Source organism: Sphingopyxis macrogoltabida (assembly GCF_001314325.1).
Lineage (GTDB): Bacteria > Pseudomonadota > Alphaproteobacteria > Sphingomonadales > Sphingomonadaceae > Sphingopyxis > Sphingopyxis macrogoltabida.
The window spans coordinates 5,156,171-5,174,928 of the sequence record NZ_CP009429.1 but is presented as its reverse complement, the minus strand read 5'-3'; the positions used below and the strand labels follow the sequence as shown (position 1 = coordinate 5,174,928).

The following is an 18,758-nucleotide window of genomic DNA, read 5'->3' as shown; positions in this document are numbered from 1 at the left end:
ATCGCTGTCCGGCGAAAGCCGGATCAGGCGATGGCGTTGACGCTCTTGGTCAGACGCGAATATTTGCGCGCCACGGTGTTCTTGTGGAGAACGCCCTTGGCCACACCGCGCGCCATTTCGGGCTGCGCAGCCTTCAGCGCCGCAGCGGCGGCATCCTTGTCGCCCGCGGCGACGGCGTTTTCGACCTTCTTCACCAGCGTGCGAATGCGCGAAACGCGATTCTTGTTCACGACGGTGCGCGCGGTGTTGCGGCGGATGCGCTTTTTTGCCTGCGGCGTATTGGCCATAAATTCCTCGGTTTCCAAACGGTCTAAGTCAGTCGGAGCACAGCGTCACCGGAGCAGCCGAATCGCGCGAAACGAGCGAATCAATGTCCGGATACGGCCGGTTCCGGTACGACCGGACCCTGCTCGAAGGGTGCGCCCATAGCCAGCAAGGCGCCGAAGGTCAACGCTTTTGATGGGAAATTGCCCATATCAACGCTGGCATTTGGGACAATAGAAGGTCGACCGGCCGCTCTGGACGATCCGCGCGATCGTACCGCCGCATTCGCATGCCTCGCCCTCGCGCCCGTAGACGCGCCAGTCCTTGGCGAAATAACCGAGTTCGCCGTCGGGTTGCTTGTAATCGCGCAGCGTCGATCCCCCCGCCGCGATCGATGCTTCGAGCACCGCCTTGATCGCGGGGACGAGCAGCGCGATCCTGGCCTTCGGAACGTCGGCGGCGGCGCGCGTCGGCGCGATGCGCGCCATGTTGAGCGCCTCGCACACATAGATATTGCCGAGCCCCGCGACGACCGTCTGGTCGAGCAGCATCGCCTTGATCGGGGCGCGCCGTCCGGCCAGCGCTTTTGCGAGATAGGCGGCGTCAAAGGCTTCGGACAGCGGCTCGGGACCAAGGGTCACAAAGGCGGGAAAGGCGATCAGCGGGTCGCCCGCGACGAGATCGACCGAGCCGAAGCGGCGCGGGTCGTGCAGCATCAGCCGCTGCCCCGCCGCGGTGTCGATGACGAGATGGTCGTGCTTGCCGGGCTCGCCCGCCCCGATCCGCCAGCTTCCCGACATGCCGAGGTGGAAGATCATATGATCGTCGCGGTCGGTGCTGACGATGCCATATTTGGCGCGGCGCGACAGGCCGGTGACGGTCGCGCCGGTCAGCCGCTGCGCAAGGTCGACGGGAAAGGGGCGGCGGAGGTCGGGCCGCATCGTCGAGACGCGCAGCAGGCGCTGGCCGGTAAGGTGCGGCGTCAGGCCGCGGACGGTGGTTTCGACTTCGGGGAGCTCTGGCATCGCCTGCCGGAGCTACGCGCCATTTGCCTGCGCTTCAACCCTTGGCTAAAGGCCGGTCAGACTTCGTTTCTCCCCCGCATGAAAGCGCGCATCATGGCCACCCCCGATACCGTCAGCTTCGGTTATGAAGAGGTCCCGGCGACCGCCAAGACGGCGATGGTCGGCGAAGTGTTCAGCCGCGTCGCGCGCAAGTACGACATCATGAACGACGCGATGTCGGGCGGCATGCACCGGCTGTGGAAGGACCGCTTCGTGCGGCGCGTGAAGCCCCGCGCGGGCGAGGCGATCCTCGACATGGCGGGCGGCACCGGCGACATCGCCTTTCGCATGGAAAAGAGCGGCGCGAGCATCACCGTCGCCGACATCAACCCCGACATGCTGGGCGTCGGCATGGAGCGCGCCGCCGAGCGCGGCATCGATACGCTCGTCTGGTCGGAGCAGAATGCCGAGCGGCTCTCCTTCCCCGGCCAGTTCTTCGACGCCTATACGATCGCTTTCGGCATCCGCAACGTCACCGACATTCCGGCAGCGCTGAAGGAAGCGCACCGCGTGCTGCGCTATGGCGGGCGCTTCTTCTGCCTCGAATTCTCGACCAACGAATGGCCGGGCTTCGCGCAGGCCTATGACGCTTACTCGCATCACCTCGTCCCCAAGCTCGGCAAGCTGATCGCCGACGACGAAGACAGTTATCGTTACCTGATCGAATCGATCCGCCGCTTTCCGCCGATGCCGAAATTCGCGGCCATGATCCGCGAAGCGGGCTTCACGTCGGTGAAGGTCGAGCCGATCCTCGGCGGTCTGGTCGCGATCCACAGCGGGTGGAAAGCTTGACCCGACCCGTCACCCATATCGTCCGCCTGCTGAAGTGGGGGCGCATCCTGGCGCGCCATGGCGCGCTGCGCGGGATCGAGAGTGCACCGCAGACCCCGCCGGGGGTGAAGCGCCTCTGCCGCATCGCGCGGCTGGGCACGATCCAGCCGAAAGTGCCCGATTATGCCGCCGCCTTCCAAGCGATCGGCCCCGCCGCGGTCAAGCTGGGCCAGACGCTCGCAACGCGTCCTGATCTCGTCGGCGAGGAGGCGGCGCGCAACCTGCTGACCCTGCAGGACGCGCTCGCGCCGGTCGGCTTCGCGCGCATCAAACAGGAGATCGAGGCCACCTTCGAAGTGCCGCTCGAAAAGCTGTACAGCGAATTCGATCCCGAACCCGTCGGATCGGCGTCGATCGCGCAGGTTCACCGCGCGATCACCACCGACGGCCGCCAGGTCGCGGTGAAGGTTCGCCGACCCGGCATCGACAAGCAGTTCGCGCGCGACATCGAAACCTATGAATGGGCGGCCGCGCATCTCGAAGCGCTCGGCGGCGAGGCATCGCGGCTGCGCCCGCGGCAGGTCATCGCCAATTTCCGCCGCTGGACCTTGCGCGAACTCGACCTGCGCCGCGAAGCCGCATCGGCGTCCGAGCTGCGCGACGCGATGGTCGGGGTGCCGACCTACGAGGTTCCGGCGATCGACTGGGACCGCACCGCGAGCCGCGTGATGACGCTCGACTGGATCGACGGCATCAAGATCTCGCGCCGCGACGCGCTGGTCGCTGCGGGGCACGACATGGAAGCGCTGTCGGCGAACCTCGTCAACGCCTTCCTGCGGCAGGCGATCGCCGAGGGCTTTTTCCACGCCGACATGCATCAGGGCAATTTGTTCGTGAAGGCCGACGGCACGATCGCCGCGGTCGATTTCGGCATCATGGGGCGGATCAACCGGCAGGCGCGCTACTGGCTTGCCGAGATCCTCTATGGCCTGACGACCGGCAATTACCGCCGCGTCGCCGAGATCCATTTCGAGGCGCAATATGTCCCCGATTATCACAGCGTCGAGGAGTTCGCGACGGCGCTGCGCGCGGTCGGCGAGCCGATGCGCGGCAAGCCGGTGAGCGAGCTCAGCGTCGGGCAGATGCTCGACGGGCTGTTCGCGATCACCCGCGATTTCGACATGCAGACGCAGCCGCACCTGTTGCTGCTCCAGAAGACGATGGTGATGGTCGAGGGCGTCGCGACGATGCTTAACCCGAAGATCAACATGTGGGACGTGTCGGGGCCCTTCGTCGGCGAATGGATCCGCGACGAACTCGGCCCCGAAGCTGCGCTCGCCGACGGCATCCGCGAACAGGGCAAGACGCTGGCGCTGATCCCCGACATCATCCGCCGCCTCGACGCGCAATTGCCGAAACCCGGCGGCGCCCCGCCCGCGCCGCCGCTGCCCGAGATTGCGCTGATGTGGGACAAGGGCGAGCGCCGCCGCTGGTGGCGCTATGCGCTGACCGCGCTGCTGGGCGCAGCGGCGGGCGCGGCGGCACTGAACTGGTTCGGCTGACCGGACGCCGCGCGGCGTCTGGTTACCGAAGATTTACCCTGTTTCGCTAAGGCTTTCATACGCGGCCGGGCGCTTCCGTCCGGTTCGATCGAGGCTATATGCGCGCCGACACCCTGTCTTCTCCCGCAAGCTGGAACCGCTTTGCCGGGATTTCGCGGCCCGTCGCGGTACTGTTGCTCGCACTGCTCGCGGGGCTGATGCTGCTCGGCGCCCTCCGCAGCCACGCGCCCGTGCCGCCCGATCTCAGCGAACCGCGTCTCGTCAAGGCCGAAGGGATGATCGGCGATCACGCGCTCTACCTCAAGACCCTGCGCGCGATGGAGCACGGCGATCCCTATTACGCGGCGGTCGTCGCCGTCCATCGCGAAGCCAGTTATCCGCTGCGGCCGTTCGTTGCGGTGCGGCTGCCGACGCTGGCGGTGGCGACCGCCGCGATCGGGCTGCCGGCCATGACCCTGCTCGCGAGCCTGCTCGGTCTCGCCGTGATTCTCGCGTGGCGGCGGCGGCTGATGAACGAAGCCGGCCTGCCCGCCTATGCCCGCTTCGCGGCGCTGCCGATCGCGCTCAGCGTCGGACAGGTGGCGAGCGGACAATGGGTGCTGATCCACGAAACGCTGGCCGGGGTGCTCGTTGCGCTCGCGCTCGCGCTCTATCGCCCGGCGCGGCCGTGGGCGGCGATGGCGGTGATCGCGCTGGCGCTCGCCATACGCGAGACGGTGCTGCCGGTTGCGATGCTGCTCGGCCTGTTCGCCCTGATCGATCGCGACTGGCGCGCTGCGGCTGCGTGGGTCGGGGTCGGCATCGCGCTGGCGGTTGCGCTGGCGTTTCACGCCGCGGCGGTCGCCGCGGCGACCAATGCCGCCGACGTAGCAAGCCCCGGCTGGTTCGGCCTCGGCGGCTGGAGCAATTATATCGCCTTCATCCATCAGACGTCGGTGCTGCGCTTCTTCGCCCCGCCGTGGGTCGCGGCGATCCTTGCCCCGCTGGCGCTGCTCGGCTGGGCAGCGTGGCGATCGCGGCTCGGCACGATCGGGCTGGGGGTCCAGCTGATCTATGCCGCGCTGTTCGCGCTCTTCGCCCGGCCGGACAATGATTATTGGGGGATGCTGGTCGTCCCGACCTTGTTCATCGGCCTGATCTTCGCCCCCGCCGCGCTCGCCGCGCTGGGCCGCGCGCTGGCGTCGCCGCTGCCGCCGGGCGGGCGTCTGGTTACCGAAGATTTACCATAGCCCCCTATGCCGTGGCGGTCGCCTCACGGCGATTCCGACCGGACCAGATGAGGGCTCATGCGCCACAACGCCACGCTTGCCGCACCGATATATGCCGCCGAAACGCTGCCGCTCGCAGTCGCCGTCATCGTCCCGACGCTCAACGAAGCGGCGAATGTCGAGCGGCTGATCGAGCGATTGTCGGTCGTGCTCGCAGGGCGCGGCTGGGAAGTTGTCTTCGTCGACGACAATTCGGCCGACGGAACCAGCGACCTCGTCCGCCGGCTCGGCCGGACATCGCGCCATGTCCGCATCGTGCAGCGCATCGGGCGCCGGGGCCTGTCATCGGCGGTGGTCGAGGGCATATTGGCGACCGCAGCGCCGGTGATCGTCGTCATGGACGGCGACCTCCAGCACGACGAAGACGCGCTGCCGCGCCTGATCGACGCCGTCGAGACGGGTGGCGCCGAGGTTGCGGTCGGTACGCGCTACGTCGACGGCGGCGGCACCGGCGACTGGGCCGCGGGCCGGGTACGGATGAGCCGTATCGCGACGCGCGCCGGCCAGATCGCGCTCGGCACCGATGTCAGCGACCCGATGAGCGGTTTCTTCGCGATCCGCCGCGACGCATTCGAACGCGCGCTGCCGCGGCTGTCGGCGATCGGCTTCAAGATATTGATCGACATCCTCGCCTCGGCGCCCACCGCGCTCAAGGTCGCCGAAATACCCTATCAATTCCGCAGCCGCGAAGCGGGCGAAAGCAAGATCGGTGCGCGCGTCGTCGCCGAATATCTCGAACTGATCGCCGACAAGACGATCGGCCGCTTCGTCCCCGTCCGCCTGCTCAAATTCCTGAGCGTCGGCGGGCTCGGCGTGTTCGTCCATCTGGCAGTGCTGCGTTCTATGCTCGGGCTTGGCGAACCCTTCGTCGCGGCGCAGACCATGGCGGTCGTCGTCGCAATCGCGTTCAACTTTTTCCTCAACAACAGCTTCACCTACGCCGACCGCAAGCTGAAGGGCTGGCGCATGCTCGCCGGGCTTGCAACCTTCTATGCGATCTCGGCGCTCGGTGCGGTCGCCAATATCGGCATCGGGACATGGGTGGCCGGGCATGACGAACGCTGGTGGGTTGCGGGCGTTGCCGGGGTGCTCGTCGGTGCGATCTGGAACTTCGCCATGTCGTCGGTCCTGACCTGGCGCAAATGAGCGCAAATAAGCTGTCCAATTGAACTGCGGCCTGCCTGCGCATATATCATGCGCAAAGGAGATGGCGATGAACCGCCCGTCGCGATTCGAAGGCCCCAAGAAAGCGACCAATGTGTCGCTGAGCGCCGATCTGGTCGAAGAAGCCAAGCGTCTCGGCATCAACGTCAGCGAAGCCTGTCAGGGCGGGCTGGCGGCCGAGGTCAAGAAGCTGCGTGCGGCGGCGTGGCAGGAAGAAAATCGCGCCGCGATCGAAAGCTGGAACGCCTATACGCGCGAGCATGGCCTGCCGCTCGCCAAATACCGGCTGTTCTGATGCCGCAATTCGACGTTCACCGCAGCCGCGCCGGAACCGAATTGCTGCTCGATTGCCAGAGCGACCTGCTGGGGCATTTCGAGACGCGCTTCGTCATTCCGCTGGTTCCGACGCAGACGGCGCAGAAGCTGACGCGCCTGCATCCGGTTTTCGAGATTGAAGGCCGGCACCATATCATGGCGACGCAGCTCGCATCGGCGGTCGATACCCGCGAATTGGGCCAACGCGTCGCTTCGCTGGCCGAATCGCGCTACGATATATTGAATGCGGTCGATATGCTGCTGACGGGGGTTTGACGATGGCCGCGAAACGCATCCTGCTGATCATCGGCGGCGGCATCGCCGCTTACAAGAGTATCGAACTCGTCCGCCTGCTGCGCAAGTCGGGGCATGTCGTGCGCTGCGTGCTGACGCGCGCGGGCGAACAGTTCGTGACCCCGTTGACGCTCGCCGCGCTGAGCGAGAACAAGGTCTATACCAGCCTCTTCGACCTCAAGGACGAGGTCGAGATGGGGCATATCCAGCTCAGCCGCGAGGCCGATCTGGTCGTCGTCGCGCCCGCGACCGCCGACCTGCTCGCGAAGATGGCGGGGGGACAAGCCGACGACCTCGCGACGACATTACTGCTCGCGACCGACAAGCCCGTGCTCGCGGCGCCCGCGATGAATGTCCGCATGTGGCTGCACGCCGCGACGCAGCGTAATGTCGCGATCCTGCGCGGCGACGGGGTGACGGTGCTGGAGCCCGACGAGGGCGAAATGGCGTGCGGCGAATATGGTCCGGGCCGGCTGCCCGAGCCCGAGGCAATTTTCGCGGCGATCGAGAAGGCGCTCACCGGCGCACCCGCCGCGTCGCTGCTCGACGGCCAGCCGGATTTTTCCGAGGCGAATCACCGCCCGCTGCACGGCCGCCGCATCCTGATCACCGCGGGCCCGACGCACGAGCCGATCGACCCGGTGCGCTACATCGCCAACCGGTCGAGCGGGAAGCAGGGTTTTGCCATCGCCGCCGCCGCCGCCGAAGCGGGTGCCGAGGTGCTGTTGATCGCGGGCCCGGTGCCGCTGCCGACGCCGCCCGGCGTGATCCGCGTCGATGTCGAAACCGCGCGCGAGATGGCGGCGGAGGTCGAGCAGGGCCTGCCCGTCGATGCCGCGATCATGGTCGCCGCGGTCGCCGACTGGCGCGCCGCCGACACCGCGGCGCAAAAGATCAAGAAGGACGGCAGCGGCGCCGTCCCGCCGCTCGCGCTCGCCGAAAACCCGGACATCCTTGCGGGCGTCGCCAGGAGCCCGCAGCGCCCGGCGCTGCTGATCGGCTTTGCCGCCGAGACCAACGACGTCATCGCGCATGCCGAAGCGAAGCTGGCACGCAAGGGATGCGACTGGATCGTCGCCAACGACGTGTCCGCCGACCCGATGGGCGGCGAAACGAACCGCGTGCATATCGTGACGCCAGAGGGCGTCGATAGCTGGGACCGGCTGTCCAAGGACGCCGTCGCCCGCAAACTGATGGAAAAGATTGCCGATGAACTCGACACCCGCGCACCCCCAGAATCCACTCATGACGCCGATTGAAATCGCCATCCAGCGGCTGCCCAACGGCGGCGGCCTGCCGCTGCCCGCCTATGCCTCCGATGGCGCCGCGGGGATGGACGTCGTCGCGGCCGAGACGCTGACCATCCGTCCCGGCACCCGCCACGCGGTCGCGACCGGCTTCGCGATCGCGATCCCCGCCGGTTACGAGGTGCAGGTGCGCCCGCGCTCGGGCCTCGCGCTCAAGCACGGCATCACCTGTCTCAACACGCCGGGAACGATCGACAGCGACTATCGCGGCGAGGTGAAGGTGATCCTCGCCAATTTGGGCGACGATAATTTCGAGATCAGGCGCGGCGACCGTATCGCGCAACTGGTGCCGGCGCCGGTACAGCGCGCCGCTTTTGTCGAGATCGCCAGCCTCGACGAAACCGCACGCGGTGCGGGCGGGTTCGGTTCGACCGGGGTGACGAGCGAAGCCGCCGAGCCCGCGGAGGACGAGGCGGAGCCCGCGGGGGTCGCCTCGCTCTCTGCGATGCCGCTGCGGCGCCCGGGCGAGTAGGCTTGCTCAGCGACGCCGAACTCGACCGTTATGCGCGCCAGATCGTCCTGCCCGCCTTTGGCGGTGCCGGCCAGGCGAAGCTGAAGGCGAGCCATGTCGCGATCATCGGCGCGGGCGGCATCGGTTGCCCGGCGATCACCTATCTCGCTGCGGCCGGGGTCGGGCGGCTGACGATCATCGATCACGATCATGTCGAACTCAGCAATCTGCAGCGCCAGCCGCTGTTCACCGACGCCGATATCGGCAAGTCCAAAGCGGACGTCGCGGCGGCAGCAGCGAAGCGGATCAACCCGCATGTCGAGGCCGTCGCCGTGGTCCGGCGCCTCGACGACGGCAATGCCGAAACGCTGCTTGCGGGCGCCGGCCTGATCCTCGACGGCTGCGACAATTTCGCGACCCGCCTGGCGGTCAATCGCGCCGCCGTTGCGCTGAAAAACCCCCTGCTCTCGGCCGCGATCGGCGCGTTCGAGGGGCAGGTCGCGCTTTACGAAGGCTGGCGCGCCGACGCCCCCTGCTACGCCTGCCTCGTCGGCAACGACCCGGCGCAGGAAGGCGTCAATTGCGCCGAGACCGGCGTGATGGGCGCGTTGGCGGGGATGGTCGGGACGATGGCGGCGCTCGAGGCGGTGCGTGCGCTGAGCGGCTGGGGGCGATCGCTCGCCGGGCGGCTGGCGATCGTCGACATGCTCGAGCGGCGCTGGCGCGAGGTTTCCGTCGGCAAGGATCCCGAGTGCCCGATATGCCACCGCTGAACATCATCGTCGCCTGCGCCGATGGCGCCCGCCTCTATGCCGCGCTCGAAACCGCGATGGCGGCAGCGGCGCTCGGCGCGCCGACCCGCCTCTTCATGCAGGGCGAAGCGGTCGCGCTGCTGCGGCCGCCGGTCGGCTTTGCCGGCGACGCTGCGCGAAATGCCGCCGGGCAGCCCGACCTCGCTTCGATGATCGAAGAGGCCGCAGCGATGGACGTCGGCCTGTTCGCCTGCCAGTCGGGAATGGCGCTCGCCGGCCTCACCGCGCCCGAAATGCCGCCGCATGTCCGTGCTGCGGGGCTTGTCGGCTTTCTGGCAGGTGTGGATAGCCCCGATCAACTGCTGGTTTACTGAACCCTTCAGGGATTGGCGCAAACCGTGATCGCGTCGGGCGCGGGGCGTTTGCCGCTCGGCACGAAGCGCGCCAGATAACCGCCGGCATGCTGCTTGTCGTCGTACGACACCAGCTTGTACCCCACCGCCTCGAACTCGCAGACGAGCAGGCGGAACGGGGTGCCGTGCTGGGCAATCGGGCGGTCGCCGTCGACGACGATCACCTGCCCGCCCTTGCGCAGCGCCGGGCGCAGCCGCCACAGGAAGGCATAGGGCTCGCCGATCTCGTGATACATATGGACCATGAAGACGCGGTCGAAGCTGGCGGCGGGAAGCCGCGGGTCGTCGACCGCGCCGAGCTTGATCGAGACATTGTCGAGCCGCTCGCGCGCGACGCGGTCGGCGAGCCGTTCGATCACCTCGGGCATGATGTCCTGCGCCAGCACGCGGCCGCCGACGCCGACCCGCTGCGCGAGGCGCACCGTGTAATAGCCGTCGCCCGCGCCGATGTCGGCGACGGTCATGTCGGGGCGGACGTCGGCCGAATCCATGACATCCTCGGCCTCGTTGACCCGGTCGCGCGCTTCCTCGGTCGACCATTTGGTCGACACGGTCGGCGCGACGGGCCGGTCGGCGGGCGGGAATTCGCGCGAGGTTTCGAGGCGGTCGCTGCCCGAATCCCATGGGGCATCGCAGCCGCCGGCCAGCAGCAGGAGCGCGGCAAGAAGGGCCGCGCGCTGCATCAGTCGATGTCCTCGACGTCGACCTTTTCGCCGGTCACCTTCTGCGACAGCGCCGCCGCCATGAACGGGTCGAGCGCGCCGTCGAGCACGTCGCCGGGCGCGGTCGACGTCACTCCGGTGCGCAGATCCTTCACGAGCTGATAGGGCTGGAGGACATAGGAGCGAATCTGGTGGCCCCAGCCGATTTCGGTCTTCGCCTGATATTCGCCCGACGCCGCGGCCTCGCGCTTCTGCAACTCGGCCTCGTACATCCGTGCCTTCAGCATCCCCATCGCGGTCGCGCGGTTCTTGTGCTGCGAGCGGTCGTTCTGCGACGCGACGACGATGCCGGTCGGGATGTGCGTGATACGCACCGCCGAATCGGTGGTGTTGACGTGCTGGCCGCCCGCGCCCGAGGCACGATAGGTATCGATCTTGAGATCGCCTTCGTTGATCTCGATATCGATATTGTCGTCGATCACCGGATAGACCCACACCGACGAAAAGCTCGTGTGGCGGCGCGCCGAGCTGTCGTAGGGCGAGATGCGGACGAGGCGATGAACGCCGCTTTCGGTCTTCGCATAGCCATAGGCGTTTTCGCCCTTCACCAGCATCGTCGCCGATTTGATGCCCGCCTGTTCGCCCGCCTGATATTCGACCAGTTCGACCTTCAACCCGCGCTTCTCGGCCCAGCGGCTGTACATGCGCTGGAGCATTTCGGCCCAGTCCTGGCTTTCGGTGCCGCCGGCGCCGGCATGGACTTCGATATAGGCGTCGTTGGCGTCGGCCTCGCCCGCGAGCAACGCCTTGATCTTGTCTTCCTCGGCGCGCGCGGCGAGCGTCGCCAGCGACGCGACCGCCTCGTCGACCATCGCCTCGTCGCCTTCCATTTCGGCGAGCTCGATCAGCTCGGCGGTGTCGGCGCATTCGGTTTCGATCGCACGCGTCGCGGTGATCGCCTCGTCGAGGCGGCGGCGTTCGCGCATGACCTCTTGCGCGGCCTTGGCGTCGTTCCACAGCGTCGGGTCCTCGACCTTCGCGTTGAGTTCGTCGAGCCGCCGTACCGCGCGGTCCCAGTCGAGAAAGCGGCGCAGCAGCGCCAGCGCGGCGCCAATCTTGTCGATATGATCCTGCGCTTCGGCGCGCATGTCCTTGCTCCTGAAAATATTAGGGACCGGCCATAGTGGCTGGCGGGCCGCCGGAAAAGCCCCTGCCCGTACGTCAGATTCCGCGGGTCAGATGATGCCGCCGCGATCCTCCAGAAAATCGCTGTCGCTGCGCCGGCCATTGCCCTGCTGGACGGGAACGTCCTGCCGTTTGGGCGTCTTGACCGGCTTGATTTCTTCTTCGCGGATCGTCCGCCGCGGCTCGCTTTCGGGCTTGAACGCTTCCCAGATGATCGCCGCCTTGGGATCGCTGCCCGGCCAGCTGCCATAGACGCGGCGGCCCGACTGGCGGTCGATGCGCACCATGCGCACACCCTTCGGCGCGGTGAACGGCACCGGCTGGCGGTCGGCGAGCGATTCCTCGAAAAACTGCTTGAAGATCGGCGCGGCCATACTGCCGCCCTGCACATAGCCGCCCATGTTCCGCGGCTGGTCGAAGCCGATATAGACGCCCGCGACGACATCGGGCGTCCCGCCGACGAACCAGGCGTCCTTCGGTCCCGAGGTGGTGCCGGTCTTGCCGAACAGCGGCATGCCGAGGTCGCGCAGCCGCACCGCGGTGCCGCGCTGGACGACGCCCTCGAGCATATGGACGACCTGATAGGCGGTCATCGGATCCATGAGCTGCTTGCCCGACTTGGCGAAGCGCGGCATCGGCCGGCCGTCCCAATCCTTCTTGTTGCAGCCTTCGCACGGCTTCCACTTCGCCGGGAACACCACCTTGCCGCGGCGATCCTGCGCATAGTCGATCACACGCGGTTTCAGCTCGCGACCATGGTTCGCCAGCATGGCAAAGGCATTGGTCATCTTCTCGACCGTCGTCGATCCGGCGCCGAGCGCGGTCGAAAGATAGGGTTCGTGGGTGCCGATGCCCATCGTCTTGATCGTGTCGACGATCGGTTCCATCCCGACCTGGCTCGCGGTGCGCACCGTCATCAGGTTGCGCGACTGTTCGAGGCCCCAGCGCATCGTATGTTCGCCCGAACCGCCGCCGCCGCCGAAGTTGCGGAAGCATTTGTTGCCGAGGCTGGCGCCCTGATAGACGCAGAAGGGGCCATCGACGATCATCGTCGCGGGGGTCATGCCGTTGTCGAGCGCGGTCGCATAGACGAAGGGCTTGATCGTCGAGCCCGGCTGGCGTTCGGCCTGCGTCGCCCGGTTGAACGGCGACAGGCGCACATCGAAACCGCCCTGCATCGCATAGATACGCCCCGAATGCGGGCTTTCGGCCACGAAGCCACCCGACACTTCGGGAATGTTGCGGAGGGCATAGACGCCGTTTCCGGTCGCCTTGACCGCGATCAGGTCGCCAGGACGCATCGCCGAAAAAGCGCTGCCGCCGGTCTTGCGATAGCCGAGCGTCGCGGCGCTCGCGGGCAGGCGGCCGGTGTCGCCATTGGCGAAGCCGATCTGCGCCTCGCCGCCCGATTTAGACAGCACTGCGGCGATCCGCCAATTGTCGTAATCGATGCCGATGAAGCTCGACGCAAGGCGGCTCTGCCACTGGTCGTCGGCCTCGATCGTCGCGATCGGCCCCGACCAGCCCTTGCCGGCATCATAGCGCATCAAGCCGCGGCGCAGCGCATTCGCGGCCGCAGCCTGCATCTTGCCGTCATAGGCGGTGCGGACCCAGAGGCCGCCGGCATAGACGCTGTGCGGGCCGTCGGCCGCGGTTTCGCCGAATTCGGCGATGAGCTGGCGCCGCACCTCTTCCATATAATAGCCGCCGACCTGCGCGATCGCCGTGTTGCCGCTGTTGGTGAGGCCGAGCGGCATCGCCTGCGCCGCGTCGCGCTGCGCCGCAGTGATCCAGCCGTTGCGATACATTTCGCCGAGCACGAAATTGCGCCGTGCGATCGCCTTGTCGGCGTTGCGCGCGCGGCCATAGGTTTCGGGCGCCTTGGGCAGGATGGCGAGGAACGCCATTTCGTGGAGCTTGAGCTGGTCGACGTCCTTGTCGAAATAGGCGCGGCTCGCCGCCTGCACGCCGAAGCTCCGTCGCCCGAGCGGAATCTCGTTGAGATAGAGTTCGAGGATCTGCTCCTTGCTGAGCGCCCCCTCGATGCGGCGGGCAAGGATGACCTCGCGAATCTTGCGCGTGTAGCTGAGCTCGTTGGTCAGCAGCAGGTTCTTCGCGACCTGCTGGGTGATCGTCGAGGCGCCGACCGGGCGGCCGCCGTTGCTGAGGTTGGTCAGGATCGCGCTGGCGATACCCGGATAGTCGATGCCGCCATGTTCGAAGAAGGTACGGTCCTCGGCGGCGAGATAGGCGCGGACGAGGAGCTGCGGATATTCGCTATATTCGAGCTGGACGCGGCGTTCGCGGGCATAGGTGTGGACGGGCTTGCCCTCGGCATCGCGGACCATCGTCGGCAGCGGCGGCTCATAATCGCGAAGCTGGTCGACCGACGGCAGATTGCGCGCGAAAATCAGCCAGATCAGCAAGATGCCGAGCAAGCCGGCGAGCGCGAGATAGCCGAGCCAGCGAAACCAGCGCCGCATCCACATGTCGCGAAACCACCCGATGACGGCATTGCTGTCGCGGCGCAGGCGCAGGCGGAAATCGGGCGGACTGTCGGCGACCATATGGCCAGCCTCTATCGCCTGCTTCGCCGAAAGGGAAGCATGCTTGCGGCGATCGGCTATCCTAACTCGCGCAACACCCCTCTCAGCATCGCCGCGACATCGGCGAGCACGGCGTCGGACGCGACGCGCGTTTCTTCGTAGAGCATTTCGTCGGCGGCAAAGCCGAGTTCGACCGCGAGCCGCAGCCGCCGCCAGAGGGTTTCGGGATCGGCGCCCGGCAGGTGGCGGGCGCAGGCCTCGGCCAGCCGCGCGGTGACATAGCGGTGCGATTCGAGCCGGACATGGACGAGCCGCGGCGTCGCGTGCAGCGCGCGCAAGATCCACACGGCGCCCGGTTCGGCGCGGGTCACCGCGGCGTTTTCGGCCAGCAGGTCGCCGATATGGTCCGCCATCGCATCGAGGCCGCCACCGGCATGGCGCGCGATCCACGCTTCGAGCACCGCGTTCTGCCGCTCCATCAGCCGCCGCCCGAGCGTTTCGAGCACCGCATATTTGTCGCCGAAATAGCGATAGAGTGCGGGCGGGGTCAGCCCGGCGCGCGCCGCGATGAGGTTCGTCGATATCCGTTCGATCCCGACCTCGGCGAGCAGCTCGCCGGCGACGTCAAGCAACAGGTCATAGGTCTGGCGTGCGCGCTGCTGCTTCGGCGGCGTCTTCGCCGGCGCCTCGCTCATCGCGCTCGCCCACGGGCGCTGACCGGCCAGATATCGACCAGCGTGTCACCCGCGACGACATGGTAATCGTCGTAGAGGTTCACCGTCGGGTCGCAGTGCGGCACCGTCAGGCTGACCGGGTCGCCGGGCTGCATCGCGGTGCCGATGCCGGGCGCCACCAGCGCCGCATGCTCGTCGCCCATGAAGGCGAAGAAGGCGCTTTCGGGGGCGCCGCGCCGGACGACGGCGACGCCGCCATCGGTCGACAGCGACTTGAACCCCGCGTCGATCGTGACGAGCCCCGAATGATTCGCGCTGACGACGCGCGCGTCGACGCCAAGCGCGGTCTCGAACGGCGGCTCGCCATCCCCTGTCAGGTCGCAATCGAGATATTGCTTGTCCATGAAGACATAGGAGCCGGTCTGGAGTTCGGTGAGAATGCTGAGATCGAGGTCGATACGGTGGGTGCCGGTACCGCCGCCGGTGACGATTTCAGGCGCGAAACCGGCGTCGCCGAGCGCCGCGATCACCTCCTGCAGATAGGCGGTGCGCTCGACGATCGCCGCGCGGCGTTCGGCATAATTCTCGATATGCTGCTGCGACCCGCAATAATATTGCACGCCGCGATAACAGAGATTTGGCAGCGCGGCGATCGCCTGCGCCAGCGCCACCGCCGCCGCCGCCGACGCAACGCCAGTGCGCGCGATGCCGGGATCGATGTCGATGATCATATCGAGCGTCGCGCCGTTCGTGGCCAGCGCCGCGTCGATCCGCGCCGCGACGTCGGGATGGTCGACGACCGCCATCAGCCCCTCGGTCTGCCCCGCAAGCGTGGCCAGCCGGGCAATCGCGGCGGGCGCGGCGACCGGCGAGGTGATCAGTACGCCGGTCACCCCGCCGGCGGCGAGCACCTCGGCCTCGCCGATCTTCGCGCAGCAGACGCCGGCCGCACCGGCGCCAATCTGGCGCATCGCGATATCGACGCTCTTGTGCGTCTTGGCATGCGGGCGCAGCGCGACGCCATGCTGCGCCGCGAGCGCCGCCATCGCGGCGATATTACGGTCGAGCGCCTCGACATCGAGAACGAGCACCGGGGTATTGAGGTCGGCGCGGCTGCCCTGCCGGCCGATCAGATGGGCGTGGAGGTCGCGGTCGGTCGTCATGCGAACAGGCTTTCGAGATGCGGGTTGAGGAACTTGCCCGAGGGGTCGGCGGCGCGGCGGACGGCGCCGAAGCGGCCCGCCATCGGATAGAGCGCCGCGACATCGGCGCGGTTCAGCGTGTGGCGCTTCGCCCAGTGCGGGCGCCCGCCTGCACCGCGAAAGATTGCCTCAGCCTCGGCGAACAGCCGCTGCCAGGGCATTTTCGCATATTGGTGCATCGAGATCGCGGCGACCGGCCCGGCGTTCATCGGGCTCATCCAGATATCGTCGGCGGCGACGGTGCGATATTCGAACGGGAAGGTGACCGGCAGCCGTTTGCGGCGAATCCAGCCGACGACCTCGTCGAGCACCGCCAGCCCGGCGCCGCGCGGCATTTCATATTCCATCTCCTCGAACCGCAAGCTCCGGTCAGACGGGAAGATGTTGTGCGCAGGACCGCGGCGACGGCCGTCGAAGCGCGTCCGCATCATCGCGCGCTGGAGCCACGGGGTGAGGAAGGGAAAGCGCGCCGCGATGTCGAGGACGCGCCGGAAAGCCGTTTCGTCCATGTCGGTCGTGGTCGGCGGTGGCTCGCAGGGGTCGCAGGGGGTGAGCGTCTTCAGGATCACATCGTCGCTGTGCGGGAAGAACCAGAACTCGATGTGCCGCTCGGCCCCCGCCCATTCGTCATAGGCTTCGCGCACCTCGGCCCAGCGGCGCTTTTCGATCCGCTCGGCGAGGTGATAGGCAGGCACCACCGCAACGTCGATTTCGGTGGCAATGCCGAACAGGCCGAGCGACAGCCGCTGCGCCTCGAACAGGTCGGGATTGGCCGCGCGGTCGCACCAGCGCGCTTCGCCGTCGGCGCCGATGAGACGGAAGCCCTGCGCCATAGTCGATAGCGACCCGAGCGTGGCGCCCGTGCCGTGGGTGCCGGTCGCCATCGCGCCGGCGAGCGACTGCGGATTGACGTCGCCCTGATTGGCGAGCGACAGCCCCTCCTCCCACAGCGCCGCGGTCAGGCGCCTGATCGACCAGCCGGCGGGAACGCGGGCGCTCAGCCGGTCGGCAGCGATGCGGATTTGGCCCGGCAGTTCTTCCAGGCTGACAATCAGCTCGTCCGATTCGCAGAGCGGCATGAAACTGTGCCCCGCCCCCACCGCGCGCACCTTGCGCGCACTGCTGACCAGCGATGCGAGTTCATCGTCGCTTTGCGGACGCACCACCGCCGCGGGCGCGGAAACGCTGCCCGACCAGTTGCTCCAGCCCATGCGATCCTCCTCCGGTCCGTTTGGAGAGGCTGTCGGGCGGAACAAAGATAGTCAAGACTATATTTTATCGCTGATGTCGGGTTTCGGCCGGAAGCGGACGTTCCGCTCTACCCCATTCCCGCTCGCATCGAGCGAAGTCGAGATGCCCCTCGGCCAGGCGCAACCTTGATGGGTGTCTCGACTTCGCTCGACACGAACGGGAATAGAGGACGGTCAGGAAACCACCCCACCCAGACGTCAGCGCCCCAGCGACGCGATCTGGCGGGCGAAATGGATCTGCACCGCGTCGCGCACGCCGCGCGCGACCTTTTTCTGGCCCGCCGACGATGCCAGAAATTCGGAATCGTCCTTGTTCGAGATGAACCCCGTCTCGAACAGCACCGACGGCGTGTCGGGCGCCTTCAGCACCACGAAGGAGGCGAAGCGGTGCGCGGTCGAACGGAATTTGACGTCGTCCGCCGCCTCGCGCTGGAGCAGGCGGGCGAAGTCGGAGGCGACATTCATCGTCTCGCGCTGCGTCAGGTCGAGGAGGATCGACGACACGTCGCTGCTGTGTGCGCCGAGATCGACGCCGTTGATGATATTGGCCTTGTTCTCGCGCGCCGCGAGCCGCGCCGCTTCGCGGTCGGAGGCGACTTCGGACAAAGTATAGACCGACGCGCCGCGCGCTTCCTGATTCTCGGCAGCGTCGGCGTGGACCGAAATGAACAGATCGGCCTTCAGCCGCCGCGCAATGCCATAACGTTCTTCGAGCACCAGATAGCGGTCGTCGGACCGCGTCAGCGCGACGCGGACGCGCCCGCTGGCGATCAGATCGTCGCGGATCGCGCGGGCGAGCGCGAGCGTGATGTCCTTCTCGCGCTTGCCGCTGTGCGGGCTGATCGCGCCTGGATCGTGCCCGCCGTGCCCCGCATCGATGACGACGAGCGGCAGACGGCTGTTGTCGGGGCCCTGAATCGCGGGCAGCGGCAGCGCCGGCTTCGGCTGGCCGATCGGGACGGTAACGCTGTAGCGCTTTTCGGGCGGCTTGGCGCGGAACTGCGCGGGCGGTTGCAACTCGGTCCGCGGGCCGCGCGCCGCGCGCTCGAACTCGCTCGCCGACACCGGGCGGAGGCGAAAGGTCAGGCTGCGCCCGTCGGCGGCAAAGCGCGCCCCCGACACCACCGCCGGCTGCGCGAGGTCGAGCACGACGCGCGTGCCGGCCTCCTGCCGACCCTGCCGCACCGCGCGGACAAGACCCGCGCCGTCGCCGGCGCGGCCCGGCTGGGCGCCCGCGATATCGAGCGCGATGCGGTCGGGACCGGCGAGAATGAAGGTCGATGCACCGGCGACAAGATCGTCGAAACGCACCGTCACGTCCGAATCGCCGATCTCGACCGCACCGATCGTTCCCGCAAGCGCGCTCGCGGGGCTCAGCAGCATGGTCAGAAGGACAATCGCGACGCCCATGACACGGTTATGCCGCCGCGGGCGAGCTATGGTCCAGCGCTTATTAAACATAACGGGTCAGGCCCCCGGCCGCACAACAAGATGAAGCCTGCGTTAGCCAAGGCGCGTCAAACCGGCGTCAACCGGCAGGGTTAAGAGCCAATTCAGCATGTTCTGTCGCATGGGCATTATTGCAACAGTCGCCCGCGATCCCATCTTTGTCGG

The 18,758-nt window shown here is 67.4% G+C and carries 18 protein-coding genes and 1 pseudogene; 10 read left to right on the top strand and 9 right to left on the bottom strand.

Going from position 1 to position 18,758, the window contains the following annotated elements; translation table 11 throughout:
- Positions 1 to 23: 23 nt before the first annotated feature.
- Complete coding sequence (gene rpsT / locus LH19_RS24990; protein ID WP_054590504.1) at positions 24 to 287, bottom strand: 30S ribosomal protein S20; 264 nt, start codon at positions 285 to 287, stop codon at positions 24 to 26.
- A 189-nt stretch (positions 288 to 476) separates the two neighbouring features.
- Entirely contained in the window at positions 477 to 1,289 is an 813-nt protein-coding gene (gene mutM / locus LH19_RS24985; protein ID WP_054732737.1) for a bifunctional DNA-formamidopyrimidine glycosylase/DNA-(apurinic or apyrimidinic site) lyase, read from the bottom strand.
- A gap of 93 nt (positions 1,290 to 1,382) precedes the next feature.
- On the opposite strand from mutM, the gene LH19_RS24980 reads away from it, so the two are divergent.
- From LH19_RS24980 to LH19_RS24935, 10 genes and pseudogenes are all read left to right on the top strand, one after another.
- On the top strand, positions 1,383 to 2,120 hold the full coding sequence (locus tag LH19_RS24980; RefSeq protein WP_054734345.1) for a class I SAM-dependent methyltransferase: 738 nt from the start codon (positions 1,383 to 1,385) through the stop codon (positions 2,118 to 2,120).
- Complete coding sequence (gene ubiB, locus LH19_RS24975; RefSeq protein ID WP_054734342.1) at positions 2,117 to 3,661, top strand: 2-polyprenylphenol 6-hydroxylase; 1,545 nt, start codon at positions 2,117 to 2,119, stop codon at positions 3,659 to 3,661. The genes LH19_RS24980 and ubiB overlap by 4 nt, the downstream gene beginning before the upstream one ends.
- A 98-nt stretch (positions 3,662 to 3,759) precedes the next feature.
- The gene (locus LH19_RS24970) at positions 3,760 to 4,890 is read left to right on the top strand and encodes a hypothetical protein (protein ID WP_054732734.1); all 1,131 of its coding nucleotides are present in this window, start codon (positions 3,760 to 3,762) and stop codon (positions 4,888 to 4,890) included.
- Positions 4,891 to 4,947: 57 nt separating this feature from the next.
- Positions 4,948 to 6,075, top strand: coding sequence for a glycosyltransferase (locus tag LH19_RS24965; protein ID WP_054732732.1), 1,128 nt, complete (start codon positions 4,948 to 4,950; stop codon positions 6,073 to 6,075).
- A 67-nt stretch (positions 6,076 to 6,142) separates the two neighbouring features.
- Positions 6,143 to 6,388: a type II toxin-antitoxin system CcdA family antitoxin gene (locus LH19_RS24960; RefSeq protein ID WP_054734339.1), complete on the top strand. Its 246-nt coding sequence runs from the start codon at positions 6,143 to 6,145 to the stop codon at positions 6,386 to 6,388.
- Positions 6,388 to 6,684 carry a CcdB family protein gene (locus tag LH19_RS24955; protein ID WP_054732728.1) on the top strand — a complete coding sequence of 99 codons (297 nt, stop codon included), beginning with the start codon at positions 6,388 to 6,390 and terminating at the stop codon, positions 6,682 to 6,684. Before LH19_RS24960 ends, LH19_RS24955 begins: the two co-directional genes overlap by 1 nt.
- A 2-nt stretch (positions 6,685 to 6,686) precedes the next feature.
- Entirely contained in the window at positions 6,687 to 7,961 is a 1,275-nt protein-coding gene (coaBC, locus tag LH19_RS24950) for a bifunctional phosphopantothenoylcysteine decarboxylase/phosphopantothenate--cysteine ligase CoaBC (RefSeq protein ID WP_054732726.1), read from the top strand.
- Positions 7,948 to 8,385: pseudogene (gene dut, locus LH19_RS24945) on the top strand (dUTP diphosphatase); the annotation flags it as partial. The gene coaBC and the pseudogene dut, both read left to right, overlap by 14 nt.
- A 98-nt stretch (positions 8,386 to 8,483) precedes the next feature.
- Positions 8,484 to 9,233 (top strand): HesA/MoeB/ThiF family protein, encoded by a 750-nt coding sequence (locus LH19_RS24940; protein ID WP_054732720.1) that lies wholly within the window; start codon positions 8,484 to 8,486, stop codon positions 9,231 to 9,233.
- Complete coding sequence (locus tag LH19_RS24935; protein WP_054732717.1) at positions 9,221 to 9,586, top strand: DsrE family protein; 366 nt, start codon at positions 9,221 to 9,223, stop codon at positions 9,584 to 9,586. Before LH19_RS24940 ends, LH19_RS24935 begins: the two co-directional genes overlap by 13 nt.
- A gap of 5 nt (positions 9,587 to 9,591) precedes the next feature.
- Here LH19_RS24935 and LH19_RS24930 read toward each other — a convergent pair whose 3' ends face one another.
- From LH19_RS24930 to LH19_RS24900, 7 genes are all read right to left on the bottom strand, one after another.
- Positions 9,592 to 10,308 carry a class I SAM-dependent methyltransferase gene (locus LH19_RS24930; RefSeq protein ID WP_054732714.1) on the bottom strand — a complete coding sequence of 239 codons (717 nt, stop codon included), beginning with the start codon at positions 10,306 to 10,308 and terminating at the stop codon, positions 9,592 to 9,594.
- The gene (prfB, locus tag LH19_RS24925) at positions 10,308 to 11,435 is read right to left on the bottom strand and encodes a peptide chain release factor 2 (protein WP_054732710.1); all 1,128 of its coding nucleotides are present in this window, start codon (positions 11,433 to 11,435) and stop codon (positions 10,308 to 10,310) included. Before prfB ends, LH19_RS24930 begins: the two co-directional genes overlap by 1 nt.
- 87 nt (positions 11,436 to 11,522) lie before the next feature.
- Complete coding sequence (locus LH19_RS24920; protein WP_054732706.1) at positions 11,523 to 14,039, bottom strand: penicillin-binding protein 1A; 2,517 nt, start codon at positions 14,037 to 14,039, stop codon at positions 11,523 to 11,525.
- A 56-nt stretch (positions 14,040 to 14,095) separates the two neighbouring features.
- Positions 14,096 to 14,713 carry a TetR/AcrR family transcriptional regulator gene (locus tag LH19_RS24915; RefSeq protein WP_054732703.1) on the bottom strand — a complete coding sequence of 206 codons (618 nt, stop codon included), beginning with the start codon at positions 14,711 to 14,713 and terminating at the stop codon, positions 14,096 to 14,098.
- The gene (locus LH19_RS24910; protein WP_054732701.1) at positions 14,710 to 15,855 is read right to left on the bottom strand and encodes a DSD1 family PLP-dependent enzyme; all 1,146 of its coding nucleotides are present in this window, start codon (positions 15,853 to 15,855) and stop codon (positions 14,710 to 14,712) included. The genes LH19_RS24915 and LH19_RS24910 overlap by 4 nt, the downstream gene beginning before the upstream one ends.
- Positions 15,852 to 17,105, bottom strand: a complete 1,254-nt coding sequence (locus tag LH19_RS24905; protein WP_054732698.1) for a D-arabinono-1,4-lactone oxidase — start codon at positions 17,103 to 17,105, stop codon at positions 15,852 to 15,854. Before LH19_RS24905 ends, LH19_RS24910 begins: the two co-directional genes overlap by 4 nt.
- 237 nt (positions 17,106 to 17,342) lie before the next feature.
- The gene (locus LH19_RS24900; RefSeq protein ID WP_054732695.1) at positions 17,343 to 18,554 is read right to left on the bottom strand and encodes an N-acetylmuramoyl-L-alanine amidase; all 1,212 of its coding nucleotides are present in this window, start codon (positions 18,552 to 18,554) and stop codon (positions 17,343 to 17,345) included.
- Positions 18,555 to 18,758: the final 204 nt, after the last annotated feature.

Bases quoted from the DNA above. Each gene is read 5' to 3' on its own strand.
- rpsT (WP_054590504.1), bottom strand. From the start codon at position 287: ATGGCCAATACGCCGCAGGCAAAAAAGCGCATCCGCCGCAACACCGCG.
- mutM (WP_054732737.1), bottom strand. From the start codon at position 1,289: ATGCCAGAGCTCCCCGAAGTCGAAACCACCGTCCGCGGCCTGACGCCG.
- LH19_RS24980 (WP_054734345.1), top strand. From the start codon at position 1,383: ATGGCCACCCCCGATACCGTCAGCTTCGGTTATGAAGAGGTCCCGGCG.
- LH19_RS24970 (WP_054732734.1), top strand. From the start codon at position 3,760: ATGCGCGCCGACACCCTGTCTTCTCCCGCAAGCTGGAACCGCTTTGCC.
- LH19_RS24965 (WP_054732732.1), top strand. From the start codon at position 4,948: ATGCGCCACAACGCCACGCTTGCCGCACCGATATATGCCGCCGAAACG.
- LH19_RS24960 (WP_054734339.1), top strand. From the start codon at position 6,143: ATGAACCGCCCGTCGCGATTCGAAGGCCCCAAGAAAGCGACCAATGTG.
- LH19_RS24955 (WP_054732728.1), top strand. From the start codon at position 6,388: ATGCCGCAATTCGACGTTCACCGCAGCCGCGCCGGAACCGAATTGCTG.
- coaBC (WP_054732726.1), top strand. From the start codon at position 6,687: ATGGCCGCGAAACGCATCCTGCTGATCATCGGCGGCGGCATCGCCGCT.
- LH19_RS24935 (WP_054732717.1), top strand. From the start codon at position 9,221: ATGCCACCGCTGAACATCATCGTCGCCTGCGCCGATGGCGCCCGCCTC.
- LH19_RS24930 (WP_054732714.1), bottom strand. From the start codon at position 10,308: ATGCAGCGCGCGGCCCTTCTTGCCGCGCTCCTGCTGCTGGCCGGCGGC.
- prfB (WP_054732710.1), bottom strand. From the start codon at position 11,435: ATGCGCGCCGAAGCGCAGGATCATATCGACAAGATTGGCGCCGCGCTG.
- LH19_RS24920 (WP_054732706.1), bottom strand. From the start codon at position 14,039: ATGGTCGCCGACAGTCCGCCCGATTTCCGCCTGCGCCTGCGCCGCGAC.
- LH19_RS24915 (WP_054732703.1), bottom strand. From the start codon at position 14,713: ATGAGCGAGGCGCCGGCGAAGACGCCGCCGAAGCAGCAGCGCGCACGC.
- LH19_RS24910 (WP_054732701.1), bottom strand. From the start codon at position 15,855: ATGACGACCGACCGCGACCTCCACGCCCATCTGATCGGCCGGCAGGGC.
- LH19_RS24905 (WP_054732698.1), bottom strand. From the start codon at position 17,105: ATGGGCTGGAGCAACTGGTCGGGCAGCGTTTCCGCGCCCGCGGCGGTG.
- LH19_RS24900 (WP_054732695.1), bottom strand. From the start codon at position 18,554: ATGGGCGTCGCGATTGTCCTTCTGACCATGCTGCTGAGCCCCGCGAGC.